This window comes from Mycobacterium colombiense CECT 3035, assembly GCF_002105755.1.
GTDB lineage: Bacteria > Actinomycetota > Actinomycetes > Mycobacteriales > Mycobacteriaceae > Mycobacterium > Mycobacterium colombiense.
In genome coordinates, this window is the sequence record NZ_CP020821.1 from 2,217,102 (window position 1) to 2,230,611 (window position 13,510).

Below are 13,510 nucleotides of genomic sequence, written 5' to 3' on the forward strand. Positions count from 1 at the left end.
CGGCCCGTCTACTGTCGAGTCGGCGGCATCAGCATCGTCTGCCATTTCTGCTCCTTCGGTGCGGTGGCAGCCAGATTGGCCTGCGTGTAAGTCTGACCATCCGGGCCAACATAGGTACCCGTCGCGGGGTCGTAATCGGCAGCGGCGATCGCGGGTACCGGGGGTGGTGGCAGCGACTGTGGTGGCGAGCCAGGCGGCAACTGCGGGATATCTTGCCCCGACAGGGTGGCGTTGGGGTCGCCTTTCCAGTTGTCGCCGTTGTTGAGCGGCACGTACGATTCGTCGCTTTCGCACAGTTTTACCGTCGGTGCCCGCTTCCCTGGGACCGTTTCGCATGGGATGTTGCGTGCCCCACGCACGTTGAACATTGCATCTTGGGGTATGCGACAGTACACGTCGCCCGCAATCCGGTCAGGGTAGTCCTGGAGGGATGCGTCGCGGCGCTGCTGCGCGGGCAGGAATCCCGTGGTGCACGGCCGCGGCAGGTTCAGGTTGAGGTGGAAGCTCAAATAGATCCCTCGATATGCCGTCTTGAGATCTTGGTTTGGCACGCCGCTTCCCGCAATCTCAGAGATTCCCACTGGGAGCAGGACCAACACTTGCTCCAGGTCGTTTTGATACGTCACCGCGACCTGTCCGACGCTGACGAGGTTGGCCAGCAGGGTCGGTAACGTCGGGTTGAGACGATCGAAGAGCGCCCGACCCTCTGCCGCGGCTGACGGACCGTTGTCGAGGATGCCGGCAACCGCACGGTCTTTGTCCTTGAGCTGGGCGGTGATACGGGCCAGATGTGCGGCCCACCCCTGCACCGCGTTGCCGGTATCGGTCTGGGTGTCCAGCACCGGCTTTACTCCGTCGATCAGTGAGGTGAGATCGTTGATGTTCTTCCCCGCGTCGATTGCTACCGAAGTGGATCCCTTGATGAAGCGGGAAAATTCGGGTCCGAGGCCCGCCAAGGCCGTATTGCTCTCGTCTATGACGGTCTTGAGGTTGTCACGAGGAATGGCCTGTAGACCGCGATTAGCTGCGTCGAGCACGCCGTTGATGTCGGGGGGCACCGAGGTACGGCTGCGCGGGATCACGTCACCGTTCCTCAGCGGCCGCGCCGTCGCACTACGCGGCACCAGAGCGACGTATTGTTCGCCCACCGCAGTCTGGCTATGCACCTGGGCGTCCAGATCCGACGGGATGGCGATATCCGAATTGAGCGACAGTTCAGCCTCCACCCCGGTGTCCGTCAGGTGCACGGCCGTGACTCGGCCGACCTCTGTGCCGCGATAGGTGACGTTGCCGGTCGCATACAAGTTGGCTGCCTCAGGAAGCTCAATCTTGATGTTGTAGTGGCCGATACCGAATAACAGCGACGGCAGCCGCATGTAGCCCAGGCCGATAATGGTCATCGCGGTGATCGAGACGGCGGCGAAAACAGCCAGCTGGATCTTGATTTTTCGAGTCATATTCATTTTACGGCCCCTGGTCCCATCGATACGGCGCAACCAACGGATCGCCGGCCGTGTAGGGGCTGGGCATCTGGCCGATCGTGCGGCCCCACTGCATCTCGAGCTCGGTAAGATTGCCTTCCCACCGAGTGCCTGTGAACAGGCTGGCGTCAATTCGACTCAGAGTCAGATCGATGACCGCCGTCAGATTGGCGTAGTCACCACGAATCCACTTGTCCAGCGTTTCGTTGGGCCATGGGTAGGTGGCCAGTTGGCTCAACGAGCGGGTCAAGGCCGGGCCGGAGTTGGCCAACGATTCCAAAACTGGTGCCAGTTGCCGTAATTCGGAAACCAGGCTGGTCTTGGTTTGGTCTACGGCCTTTGCAGTAAGCGCCGCGAATTTCCCGAGCCGATCGACCGCGTCGACGAGTTGTGCCCGCTGGCCGTTGAGCACCGCGAGCGCGTCGGGGATTGTCCTCAGCGCGCGGTCGACCACAGGTTTATCCGCGGCGAACTGGCCGACCACATTGTTGAGTTTGTCTGTGGCGGTGATGATGTCGCCGGATTGATCGTTCAAATAGGTGACGAACTTATCTAGTTGAGCGATCAGGCTCCTGAGATCTTGCGCGCGGCCGGCGAATGCGGTGCTCAGCGCCTGGGTGATGTCCTGAATCTGACCCAGACCTCCACCGTTGAGCAACAGCGAGATAGCCGACAGCGTCTGTTCGGTGGTCGGGTACATGCCCGCGGAAGCCAGTGGGATGAGTGAACCTTGGTGCAACTTTCCCCGTGGAGCTACGCCGGTCGGGGCTGCCAGCTCGACATAGACCGATCCGAGCAGGCTGGATTGACCGAGCTTGGCGGTGGCGTTTGACGGCAGGTCGACGTCCCCGGCGAGCTGCAATGTCAGGAGGGCGTGCCAGCCCTGACGCTCGACCTTGGTGACATTACCCACGGTCACGTCACCGACGCGGACGCGCGAATTCTGTTGCAGCGTACTGATATCGGGTAATTGAGCCTGAACCGTGTAAGAGCCCGGCCCTCCTCCGGCGGTACCCGGCAGAGGTAACGAATTCAGGCCTCGCCAGCCGCAGCCCGACGGGATGACCGCAAGCACCGCGGCCAGCAGCACTGTGACCGCGATTCGGTTTCGACCAACGCTTGTCACGAGCCTGCTCCCGAAGGCACCATCAGTCCTTGCAGTCCAGCGGCGGGATTCGTCGCCTCGCCCTGCGCAGGAAGCACACTCGACATGGCGTTTGGCGGCGTAGTGGTGTCGGCAGGCGGCGCAACGGGGGCCGCCACCGGTGGCTGTGTCCCCGGCGGCACCTGACCTTCGTCGGGAAGGGCGCCTTCGTAGTGGTCCCTGACGCGTCCGGGCTCCGTCAGTGGGCGAAGCCAATCTTCGCTGAAGGTAACTTCATTGGGCCGGGCAATGGGACCGACGAAGGGGTTGCCGCCGAGCGGAAAGAAGTTGTATTGACGGTTTTTCACGATTGGTGCCAAATACTGTACGCAGAGCTTGGCCGCCTTCTCATTGTTGAGCCGGGACGCCGCCTGAATCGCGCCGCAAAGAAAGCTGATCGGGTCAGAGAAATTGTTCGCCGCCAGGCTGCCGGTGAACGCGCCGTAGGCCGGGTGGTAGATGTTAACGAAGTTTTGGAATGCCGTCGGCGAAATGTGCAGCGTTTGCTTGATGTCGTCCAGGCTCTCCGTCAACGCCTTGGAGATCGAGGTGAGCTTGTCAAAGGTAGTACCCAGCGGCTCGCGGTGCTCCGCGACAAACGACTGCACGTCGCGCACAGCGGTATTCAGGTCTCGAGCGGCATTAGCGATCGCATCGGGATCGTCGGCCAGCAGCCCCGTCACCGAGGCGAGATTGCGGTTCAGTTGCCGCATCAGGTCGGTACTCGACTGCAGCGCGGACACCAGGGTCGCCAGGTTTTTGACGGTGCCGAAGATATCGTTACTGTGATCGCCTAACGCCGAAAATGCCTGCGAGACTTTGATCAATGTGTCGCGGATGTTTGATCCTTGACCGCGCAGGTTGTCAGCGGCGGTGTTGATGAACTCGCCGAGCGTGCTGGTGCCGCCCGGCTGGGTTGGCTGCAGGGTTGCGGTCAATTTCTCAAGTTGTTTGCGTAGGTCGTCGAATTCCACTGGCACGGCGGTGCGTTCCTGCGGGATGACCGCCCCGTTGCTCATCGTGGCACCACCGGTATAGACCGGGGTGAGTTGAATTGCTCGCGCCGTCACCAAGGTAGGCGAAACCACGACGGCTTTTGCATCGGCCGGAATCTTATATGTGTCGTCGACGTCGAAGGTGATCTTCGCCCGCATCGGCTCGGGCTCGATCTTTTCGATCTTTCCTACCGGTACGCCGAGAACCAGTACGTCGTCACCCGTGTAAACGCCGTTGCTGTTGTCGAAATACGCGACTATGCGTGTCTTTCCGACACCGCTGAGGTTGAGCGCTGCCGTCGTGACGCCGCCCACCAGCACCACCGCGAGCAGCACGCCCAACGCCGCCCTGACCTTGCGAGACGATGTCATTGGCTCGCTCCCGCGGACGGCGCCGGTATCTCACCTGGGGCGGGCACATACACCGGCGACGGAGTCGGCTCGGGCACCGAAGCCATGCCCGGGGGTGCGGGCGCGGGCGGGCCCGGGGCGGACCGCCCGGCGCGGGGCCGGGGGTGGTTCGCGATAGGGATAGCAGCCCGGGCCCGGCAGTGGACACGGATGGTCGCCCGGGTTGCCGGTGATCGCATCGGGCAGGGTACGGCGCGGTTCGCCGCCTTGACCGGTACGCGGGTAGGGCATGGGAAGCGGAGGGGTACCAGCCTGACCGGTGGGCGGATCGGTGCGCTGCGACGGCAATAGCACGTGGGGATCTACGCCGAGATCGGAGAAAGCGGAATCGATGAATGGCTGAACGAACTGGCCGGGCAACAGATTGACGACGTAGGCGTTGAAGAACGGGCCGGATGACACCGACTCTCCCAGTGACATCGCATACGCGTTCAGCAATTTTACGGACTTCTGGATGCGATCCTTGCGGTTGTCCAGGATCGTCAGGACCCCGTTGAGCTTGTCCAGCGCCGGATGCAGCTGTGTTTGGTTCTCGGCGATCAGACCCGACAGCTGCTTACTCACTGCTGAGAGATGGTTTGCGATTTGGTCTAGTGCGCTGCCTTGGGTCAGCAAAGATGCCAGTAGCGCGTTCGTGTTGCCGATCAGACTGACGATTTGGTCGCTGCGGTGGCCCAGTACCGTCGTCGCCTTGTTGGCGTTGGTGAGTAGGTTGCGTAGCTGCTCATCTCGTGCATTGAGGGATTGGGAGAAGCGCGAGACCCCCTCCACGGCGATCTTCAGATCGGGTGGGCTGTCTTTGAAGGTCTGCGCCAGCGTGGCAAGCGAATCGGATAGCTGGCCGGTGTCTAGACCACTGATCGTTTTCGTGAGGTCGCCCAGCGCGTCCGAAAGCTGGTAGGGGGAGGTGGTGTGCGCGAGCGGGATGGTCTGGCTGAGCCGGCCTGGTCCGCGCGGAGTGACCTCGAGAATCTTCGTGCCCAGCAAGGCATTCGTCTTGATGGCGGCCTCCGTACGATCGCCCATCCGGATGTTGTCGGCAACCTTGAAGGTCACAAGCACTTTGGACCCGTCGAGTTTGATGCCGGAAACTTGTCCCACCCGATAGCCCGACACCTGGACGGCCGCGTTGTTCTTCAGCCCTCCGGCTTCGGCGAAATACGCGGTGTAGGTCTTGCCTTCGGAGAAGAACGGCAACTTGTCGTATTGCAATGCCGCGAGGACTAGTACGAAGACGCCGGCCAGTCCCACGGCTCCGATGATGAAGAGGTTGCGTTCGGAGAAGCTTTTCATTTCGGTGTGCACCTGCCGGTGGACTGCCCGGCCACCTTCACGTACACCGGCTGGCCGCCCTTCCCGTTCAATTTCAGGATCGCGTCACACAGGTAAAAGCTGAAGAAGTCCCCGTGCAAGCCCTGGCGCGCGAGAATCGCGTACTTCTCCGGTAGGTGGTCCAGCAAGTTATCTAGGTAGTCATGGTCGGCCATGATTTGCCCTGCGGTTCGGTCGGTTTGGTGGACGGTTTCCTGCAGCGGCGGACGTGCCTGCGCCAGCAGGTCGGCGACCGACCCGGAGGCCGCGTTGAGGTAGGCCACGCCATTCGTGATGTCACCGCGATGGTCCGCGAGGCCCTTTGTCAACTGCGACAGCGACGTTACGGCCTTGTCAAACTGGTTGGTCTGGTCGCCCAGTGAACCCAGCAGCGTATTGAGGTTAACGATTACCTGGCCGATCAGCTGGTCGCGATCGGCCAATGTGTTTGTCACCGAGGCTGTTTGCGCGAGAAACGAGCCGATAGTAGCCCCTTGGTCTTGGAATACCTGGATGAGCTGGCCTGTCAGGGCATTGACCTGCTCCGGGTCAAGGGCGCGCAACAATGGGCGGAAGCCACCAATAAGGGCCTCTAAATCCAAAGCGGGCTGCGTTCTTTCGATCGGGATGGTTTGCCCCTGCTGGAGCTGCCGGACCGACCCGGTTCCCTCCTCGAGAGCCAGGTATCGATCGCCGACCAAGTCTGCGTAGCGGATGACAGCCCGGCTGCCCTGGGTTAGCACAACCGAATCGTCAGCGGAGAACTGCACGGTGACGGTGGCGTCGTCGTTGACGGCGATTTTCTTGACCTTGCCCACCTCCACACCGGCGATGCGCACGAAGTTGCCGCCGCGAAGACCGGTGACATTGGCGAAGACGGCGTTATACACCTTCTCGTGTTGATACCTCAATTGACCGAAGACCGCGATGATCCCGACGATGCCCAGGACACATACCAACATGAAGATGCTGAGACGCCACAGGATGCCGGAGAGGCTTTGTCTCATCACGGATTCCTTCGGTTAGAAGCGGTTACGGGGCGGTGAGATTTTTAGGGCGCCGGTCCGGGCGGCGGCGGTTGCGGCAGCGGCAGCGGCAGCGGTCCGGGTGCGGGAACTGCGAGCCCGGGTGAAGGTGGCCCCTGGCAGCGAACGCTCGGCGGTTGGGGGGTGGCCCTGGTCACCTGGAAGTATTGGATATAGCAAGGATGGCCCAGCCCGACATTGGGCCGGATGTCCATGCCCGTGCCCCAGCCGGTGTTTGTCACCAGGTAGCGCACCGGGTAGTTCTTGGCCACGTCGGGCAGCGATCCGCAGCTCGGTTTGCCCCCAGGCCCGCCCCGTGCAGCGACGATTGGCAAATTGTCTGGGTACGCATAAGGGTCTTCGCCGAACATCAATGCGGAGTCGGTGATCAGGCTGTAGCCGTTAGCGCCACCGGTGGCGTTGTAACCGATGGTGTCAAGGAAATGCTTTGTTCCCACTAGCAGGCATGTGTATTCGGGGCTGTACTTCATCAGAAGGTTCGTGGTGGGCTCAAGGATGTTTACGGCACGAATGAGGTTGTCTTCGTTGGGACCAATGGTATCGATACCGGACTGTGCGAGCCCAATAACATTGAGCAGCAAGGATTCCAGGGATTTTTCGTGGCCGGCCACCGTCGCACTGGTTGTGCTGGCGGCATCGAGGGTAGCCAAAATGTTCTGCGCGGCCGCGCCGTAGGTATCGCTGAGCGCGCCCACGGCACGCCAGTCCTGCCGGATGATATCGCTGCGAGAGTTCACGGCCGTGAGCACCTCATTGCCGGCTGTGATCGCTTCACCGATCCGCTGCCCCTGGCCGCGCAGTCCCTCGGCGAGCGTGGTGAGTACCGCGTTCAGCTTGGACGGGTCAATCTGGTGCAGGAGGCCTACCAAATTCCCAAAGACAGTATTGACCTCAGTAGCGACGTTGCGAGAGTGCAACACATCACCCGCTGAAAGCCTTCGGGGACTAGGGTTTTCGGGATAAACCAGTTCGACGAATTTGTTGCCGAAAGCACTCGTGGCCTTGATTCGTGCCTCGACGTTGGCGGGAATATATTTAACCTGGTCCGAGTCGATCTGCAGCCTGAGACTCACCGGCTGCTTACCGCCGGAAATGGCCGCGACCTGTCCGACATCGACTCCACGCAGCTTGACCTTGCTGCCCGCCTCCATCATCAGGCCGGCGCGGTCCGACGTAAGTGTTACCGGCACATAAGAATTGAACGATCGGTTGAATAGTGCCATACAGAGCACGATCGTCGCGACCACACCGACGACGAGGGCGGCGGTCCACCACGCCTGATGTATCCGGTACTCGCCAGGTTTACGTTTCATGACGTCATTCCGCGAGGTGAAAGTTGCCAGTGTGGCCGTAGATAGCCAATGAAGCGAACAGGATGACAAACACTGCGACGACCAATGAAGCGCGCACTGCGCGCCCGACCGCTTCACCCACGCCGGCCGGGCCTCCCGTGGCCGTGTATCCGTAATACGTGTGCACCAGCATCACCACGACGCCGGAGACGATCACTAGCAACACCGACCACAGCATGTCGGTGGGGTTCAAGAAGGTGTTGAAGTAGTGGCTGTAGACACCCGATGATTGTCCATACACCGCGACAACGGACTGAGAGGCTACGAAAGACGTCAGTAGCGCAACACAGTAAAGGGGTATCACTACCACCACGCCCGCGAGCACGCGTGAGGACGCCAGATAGGAAACCGACCGAACGCCCATCACCTCCAGGGCGTCGATCTCTTCGTTGATGCGCATGGCGCCCAGCTGCGCGGTCGCGCCGGCTCCGATGGTGGCCGCTAGGCCGACGGTGGCGATCAACGGGCCGGAAAGGCGAACGTTGACATAGGCAGACACGAAGCCCACGAGGGCGTCAACGCCGACGTTCGCCAAGGCGTTGTACCCCTGAACCGCCACAAGAGCACCAGCGGATAATGTCAAAAATCCGACGATTACCACCGTCCCGCCAACCAGGACCAATGCACCTGTGCCCAAAGCCATCTGGGCGATGAGACGCAATACCTCCACCTTGTAGTTGCGCAACGCGTCACTGGTGCTGCGCAGCGTACTGGCATAGAACTGTGTCTGCAGGCCGACAAGGTTCCACTCCGCCGCAAACCTCTTGACTGACAGCGCAATACGCCCAAACAAGGGGCTGGGCACGGCATGGCTCATTTCACGCTCACCTTGACCCCGACGGCGGTGGCGACGACGTCGATGGCAAACAGCGCCATAAACGTGTAGACCACCGTTTCGTTGACCGCGTTACCGACGCCGGCTGGGCCGCCAGCCACGGTTGTGCCCTTGTAGCAGGCGATCAAACTCGCCGCCAGTCCAAACAGAGTGGCCTTGACCATCGCGATGATGACGTCAGCCAGACCGACGATGAGGGTCAGACCGGCCACCCATGCCCCCGGCGTGACATGCTGAATGAACACCGAGAACCCAAACGAACCGGTCAGCCCGACCAGCGTCACCAACGCTGAAAGCATCAACGCGACAAGGGTGCCGGCCAGTACCCGCGGCACGACCAGAGCCTGGATGGGGTCGATTCCCATCACCCGCATCGCGTCTAGTTCTTCGCGGATCGTGCGAGCGCCTAAGTCAGCACACATCGCGGTCGCTCCTGCCCCGGCCACGACTAGCACGGTGACAATCGGTCCGATCTGGTTGACCGTGCCAAGCGCGGCCCCGCTGCCTGAATAGTCGGCCGCGCCGATCTCGACAAGTAGCACGTTGAGGACGAACACCACCAAGGTGGTGAACGGGATCGACAGCAGCATCGTCGGCAGCAGCGATACCCGAGCCACGAACCAGGTCTGCGTGAGGAACTCGCGCAGAGCGAACGGCCGCCTAAAAACTGCCACGAACGTATCCAGGCTCATCGCGAAGAGTCCACCGACAGCGCGCACGGGCTTGCCGACGAGACCACGCGCAACGGAACTTAAGGCGGTCAACCAGCACCTCCCTTACAGCGTATTGGACGTGGCAATAATTAACCCCGTCTTCAATCTCAGTGGGCGTATTCCAAGGCGACTGTGATCCTGAATACAAACAGTCGCCGCTGAACGTTACACCACACAATTCCTGGGGAGCAACAGTTCGAGCGTCGGTTCCGATTGCCAGTTAGAGAGACCTAGTCGATACCAGGTGCTGTTTGCTGTTACTGCCAACAGCTGCCCCGATGCCGGCTTCTCTGAGGCTGAGCACTCGCATGGCGCTGCGCGCCTATGACAGACTGTGCCACGTGACTCGCCGTCGATCGGCCGCCTCCCTGCCCAGTTACCGGCCGGTGCCCACGCGGGATCGGATCGAAGCGACGCGGCGAAAGATAACCGCAGCGGCGGTACACGCGTTCCGCGTCCGGGGGTACTCGGCGACCACAATGTCGACCGTTGCTGCGATTGCAGGAGTGTCGCCACGCACGCTTTATCGATATTTTGGCAGCAAAAGCGAACTATTCATGGCCACTATTGCAGAGGCCACGTCAGAATTTCTTTATCTGCTATCCATCGAAATGCATAGCTTATCGCTACGTAATGCCATTATTGCGGCCTTTGAACACGCGCAAATCGATATCAACGAGGAAAGCCGCGAAATGATGCGCCTGGCCTCGGCCGACGAGAAGATCTGGCGGTTTTTCCTCGGCGCTACCGGGCGCATTCAACCCAAGCTTGCAGTGACGCTGCGGTCCGCGACACCCGGGCAACAAGGCGAAGGTTCGGCCGACGAGATGTTCTTCTACGACATCGCGGCGAGCGCCCTAACAGGCGCGATTGCCACCGCATACCGCCGGTGGGCAGTCACGCCCGGCTCGGAATTGCCCGAACTCGTCGCGGCAGCGATCGACATCGTTTTACCCATACTTCCGACGCACGCGCCACCGAGATACCCCGCGGGCAGCTCGTCATAAGCAGTGAATAAATCTAACTGATTTTGCTCACGCTTCACATTTGCAGGTCATACCGTTTACTCGCCCAGCCAGACGGCAAACGCCCTAAGCCGTCCCGCGGCGATGCCCACGTATTCCGGGCGGACAACTTGTTGGTGATTGGCTACCAAGCGACGCTTAAATGTATATCCATTTATCTACTTCCTGCGGTGGTGCCGAGAGGGGTCGGACAAGCTGCGCTCATGGTGATTGTGCCGCCACCGCGGGCGGACGACTTCACCACTCAGCCGGCCGGCCATCCCAGGTCGCAGTAATCGGTGGCTGATCCCCTAAACGCGTCGCTCTCACGATCGTGGACCGCATCCAGTGACAACCTGGCCGCGTGCCGGCCCGTCCTACTCCCCTCCCCGGAGAGTGCACAGAAACGTCGTTATGATGCGGCCTTGCGCTGCCGCCGACAGCGGTCGTTGGCCGCGAGAGGCGACAGACCTCATGAACACGACACCCACCAGCGCGTCGGACGCCCAACGGCAGTCAATGTGGGCTGGCAGCTCACCGTCGTCAACGGCACGTCGCAGGAGCCCCGAAAGCCGGGAGGCCGCCTTTGTCATCACCTTGTCCTGGTATGCGGCGAACAGTTCGGGGTGCTTGGGAGCATCAGCCACAATTCGCATTTGGAGCGCCAGTAGGGTTGGGTCCATCAGTTCGACGATCCGCGCGACGATCGCCTTCAGCTCGCCCTCGAACGGTGCCTCGGGATTGGGGCGTGGCCATTCCAGGATGCGCTCGACGGTCTCAAGGATCAGCGCATCACGCGTCGGCCAACGCAGCAGCAAACTCGGACGGGCCACGCCTGAGCGTCGTGCCACGCTGCGCACACTGAAACCCTCGAACCCCGATTCGGCTAGCTCTATGGTCGCGGCCTGAAAGACGCGCTCTTCAACCGACGGGTCGCGCGGCCGGCCGCGCTGTTGCCCCTCATCGACGTAGGGCTTCGACGGCATGGTGGCAACAGTACCGGCGGGGCGCCTAGTTACCATCGATCGCCCCGAACCATTCGACGATCGCAAACTTCTTCGGCTTGCCCGATGCGGTCATCGGTAGTTCGTCGACAAAACGCCAACTTGTTGGGCGCTTGTAACGCGCAAGGTGTCGCTCCACCCACGCCGAGAGTTCGTCCGCGGATACCGTCGCGCCCGTCCGGGGGACCACCGCCGCCGCGACGATCTCCCCCCAATCCGAATCCGGCAACCCAACCACCGCCACTTCGGCCACTCTTGGATGAGACTCGATGACCTCCTCGACCTCGCGCGCGTAGATATTCTCCCCGCCGCGCACGATCATCTCCCGCAGCCGGCCATGGAAATACAGTCGCCCCTCGACATCCAGCGCCCCCAAATCTCCGGTGTGTAACCAACCTTCATCGTCGATGGCCTTGGACGTCGCATCCGGCAAGTTGAGATAACCGACCATTCTCACCGGCGTGCGCACGCAGATTTCGCCGATCTGGCCCACATCGGCGGGCGATCGCGTTGCCACGCCCAGTATTTGTATTTCGCGGTGCGGTAGGGCGCGACCGACCGTATGGGCCTTCATCCAAGCCGGATCGTCCAGGCGGGTCGCCGTGATCACGGGCGCTTCACTTTGCCCGTACATGACGGCCACCCGTGCCCCGAAGTGACTCTCGAGGCGTGACACCAAAGTCACCGGAATTGATGCTCCCCCAAGCATCAATACGCGGACATCGGGCAGCTTCACGTCAGCGAAGCTCGGATCGTCGAGGACTCTCGAATACATTGTTGGCACGCCCGCAAGGATCGTTGCGCGGCTCGATGCCGCGGCCTCGACGAACCCTTGAGCCGAGAATTCATTCATCATCACGTAGGTGGCACCGATGCGTGCGAGGGCGAGGGCGTGGGCAATCAATGCCCCGACATGATGTAGCGCCGAAGGGCTGCAGCATGTCTCGTCGTCGCCCGGTTCGAGCGTGGCGATGAGTGTCGACGCGGCGTTTACACACGCGCGGTGCGCAAGCATCACGCCTTTGGGTGTTCCCGTTGTACCCGACGTGTACTGGATGACGAAGGTGCTCTGCGGTGCCACCGCGCCGATAGCACCGGTGGCCGATTGTGTCGCGGAAATCCAGTCGTCGACGTCCCAGAGGTGTTGGATATCAACGATGTTTAACCGAGCGACGGCCTCAAGTAGGTTGCGGCCGCGGTAGTCGCGCGCCGCCAGCACGATGCTTGCGCCGGAGTCCATGAGGATAGCCCGCACCTCTCGCTCCGTCAGGGCGGGATTGATCGGTACGAGCGGGCGACCCGACAGGGCCACCGCCCACAGCGACAAGTACCAACCCTCGCTGTTGGGCGCGAAAATTGCGATGGGGGTGGGGTCGTCTGCCCGAAGTTGCGCGGCGCCTGACGCCGCGCTGTCCCAGACCTGCTTCCATGTCAACGTTTTCAGGCCGGTCGGGGTTGGCCACCGAATTGCTGCGCGATCAGGCCAGCGATTCAGCGCCTGGGACAGCAATGATCCCACCGTGGCCTCTTGCCACTGGGTTAATGCCTCGACGGACACACCATCGCTGATCATGAGCCGACGACCACTTGTATATAGTCCATACTGGAACATATTATCGGCCAGTGTCCTTCGTCAATGAACCAAAAGCGGCCCGGTTTGTCGATGGTGGTTGCGCGCCCGGATGCTGATTCCTGAACCGACGGCAGCAACCGCCGCAGATATGATGGCCATCCAGCAGTTGGCTGTCGGCTATGCAGAGGCCATCTCCCGCGGCGACATCGACGAAGCCGTACAGGTCTACGCGCCAGACGGGGTCTTGGCCTCGCCCACAACCGAAGACGCGGTCGGACACAGCGCGATCGCCGCGGTACTGAGAAGGACAACCGGTGATCTCGAACTGGTCTTTCAGACCGTCCATCTCGGACTGGTGTATGTCGACGGCGACCACGCGGCCGCCCGGTTCCCCATCACCGAGTGGGCCCGGCGGCGCGGCGACCAACGCCCCATTCAATTTCTCGGACTCTACGAGGATGATGCGGTACGGCTCACCGAGGGATGGCGATTCAGCCGCCGCCTGTTGGTGCCGCGAACTCTGGGCAGGCCGGACGGGCTGTCTGGCCGGATCGTCCCATACGACGGGCTGCGGCCGCCGAGCGCGTTCGGCGCGCCTTAGTTGCTACCGCCTGCGACCCGCGCCGCCGGACACCCGCACG

Annotated in this window: 11 protein-coding genes and 1 pseudogene; 2 read left to right on the plus strand and 10 right to left on the minus strand. The window is 61.6% G+C overall.

Annotated elements, in window-relative coordinates; translation table 11 throughout:
- Positions 1–8: 8 nt before the first annotated feature.
- The 8 genes and pseudogenes from B9D87_RS10115 to B9D87_RS10150 all read right to left on the minus strand — a co-directional run bounded on the left by B9D87_RS10115 (position 9) and on the right by B9D87_RS10150 (position 9,267).
- Entirely contained in the window at positions 9–1,463 is a 1,455-nt protein-coding gene (locus tag B9D87_RS10115) for an MCE family protein (RefSeq protein WP_007770054.1), read from the minus strand.
- Between the two features lies 1 nt (position 1,464).
- Positions 1,465–2,607, minus strand: coding sequence for an MCE family protein (locus B9D87_RS10120; RefSeq protein ID WP_007770053.1), 1,143 nt, complete (start codon positions 2,605–2,607; stop codon positions 1,465–1,467).
- Positions 2,604–3,992 carry an MCE family protein gene (locus tag B9D87_RS10125; protein WP_085977790.1) on the minus strand — a complete coding sequence of 463 codons (1,389 nt, stop codon included), beginning with the start codon at positions 3,990–3,992 and terminating at the stop codon, positions 2,604–2,606. Before B9D87_RS10125 ends, B9D87_RS10120 begins: the two co-directional genes overlap by 4 nt.
- Positions 3,989–5,324 (minus strand): annotated as a pseudogene (locus B9D87_RS10130) (MCE family protein). The gene B9D87_RS10125 and the pseudogene B9D87_RS10130 overlap by 4 nt, the downstream one beginning before the upstream one ends.
- Entirely contained in the window at positions 5,321–6,349 is a 1,029-nt protein-coding gene (locus B9D87_RS10135) for a virulence factor Mce family protein (protein ID WP_007770046.1), read from the minus strand. Before B9D87_RS10135 ends, B9D87_RS10130 begins: the two are co-directional and overlap by 4 nt.
- Before the next feature lie 44 nt (positions 6,350–6,393).
- Entirely contained in the window at positions 6,394–7,701 is a 1,308-nt protein-coding gene (locus B9D87_RS10140; protein ID WP_007770045.1) for an MCE family protein, read from the minus strand.
- A 4-nt stretch (positions 7,702–7,705) separates the two neighbouring features.
- Entirely contained in the window at positions 7,706–8,557 is an 852-nt protein-coding gene (locus B9D87_RS10145) for an ABC transporter permease (protein ID WP_040629696.1), read from the minus strand.
- Positions 8,554–9,267 (minus strand): MlaE family ABC transporter permease, encoded by a 714-nt coding sequence (locus B9D87_RS10150; protein ID WP_007770043.1) that lies wholly within the window; start codon positions 9,265–9,267, stop codon positions 8,554–8,556. The genes B9D87_RS10145 and B9D87_RS10150 overlap by 4 nt, the downstream gene beginning before the upstream one ends.
- A gap of 329 nt (positions 9,268–9,596) precedes the next feature.
- On the opposite strand from B9D87_RS10150, the gene B9D87_RS10155 reads away from it, so the two are divergent.
- On the plus strand, positions 9,597–10,295 hold the full coding sequence (locus B9D87_RS10155; RefSeq protein WP_157373214.1) for a TetR/AcrR family transcriptional regulator: 699 nt from the start codon (positions 9,597–9,599) through the stop codon (positions 10,293–10,295).
- A 374-nt stretch (positions 10,296–10,669) separates the two neighbouring features.
- On the opposite strand, the gene B9D87_RS10160 is transcribed toward B9D87_RS10155, so the two are convergent.
- Entirely contained in the window at positions 10,670–11,278 is a 609-nt protein-coding gene (locus B9D87_RS10160) for a TetR/AcrR family transcriptional regulator (RefSeq protein ID WP_007770041.1), read from the minus strand.
- 25 nt (positions 11,279–11,303) lie between these two features.
- The gene (locus B9D87_RS10165) at positions 11,304–12,869 is read right to left on the minus strand and encodes a class I adenylate-forming enzyme family protein (RefSeq protein WP_007770040.1); all 1,566 of its coding nucleotides are present in this window, start codon (positions 12,867–12,869) and stop codon (positions 11,304–11,306) included.
- A 109-nt stretch (positions 12,870–12,978) separates the two neighbouring features.
- Here B9D87_RS10165 and B9D87_RS10170 point away from each other — a divergent pair, with 109 nt between their 5' ends.
- Positions 12,979–13,470 (plus strand): nuclear transport factor 2 family protein, encoded by a 492-nt coding sequence (locus B9D87_RS10170; RefSeq protein WP_101896838.1) that lies wholly within the window; start codon positions 12,979–12,981, stop codon positions 13,468–13,470.
- Positions 13,471–13,510: the final 40 nt, after the last annotated feature.

Coding starts and splice junctions, on each gene's coding strand:
- B9D87_RS10115 (WP_007770054.1), bottom strand. CDS start 1,463: ATGAATATGACTCGAAAAATCAAGATCCAGCTGGCTGTTTTCGCCGCC.
- B9D87_RS10125 (WP_085977790.1), bottom strand. CDS start 3,992: ATGACATCGTCTCGCAAGGTCAGGGCGGCGTTGGGCGTGCTGCTCGCG.
- B9D87_RS10135 (WP_007770046.1), bottom strand. CDS start 6,349: ATGAGACAAAGCCTCTCCGGCATCCTGTGGCGTCTCAGCATCTTCATG.
- B9D87_RS10140 (WP_007770045.1), bottom strand. CDS start 7,701: ATGAAACGTAAACCTGGCGAGTACCGGATACATCAGGCGTGGTGGACC.
- B9D87_RS10145 (WP_040629696.1), bottom strand. CDS start 8,557: ATGAGCCATGCCGTGCCCAGCCCCTTGTTTGGGCGTATTGCGCTGTCA.
- B9D87_RS10150 (WP_007770043.1), bottom strand. CDS start 9,267: ATGAGCCTGGATACGTTCGTGGCAGTTTTTAGGCGGCCGTTCGCTCTG.
- B9D87_RS10155 (WP_157373214.1), top strand. CDS start 9,597: ATGGCGCTGCGCGCCTATGACAGACTGTGCCACGTGACTCGCCGTCGA.
- B9D87_RS10160 (WP_007770041.1), bottom strand. CDS start 11,278: ATGCCGTCGAAGCCCTACGTCGATGAGGGGCAACAGCGCGGCCGGCCG.
- B9D87_RS10165 (WP_007770040.1), bottom strand. CDS start 12,869: ATGATCAGCGATGGTGTGTCCGTCGAGGCATTAACCCAGTGGCAAGAG.
- B9D87_RS10170 (WP_101896838.1), top strand. CDS start 12,979: ATGCTGATTCCTGAACCGACGGCAGCAACCGCCGCAGATATGATGGCC.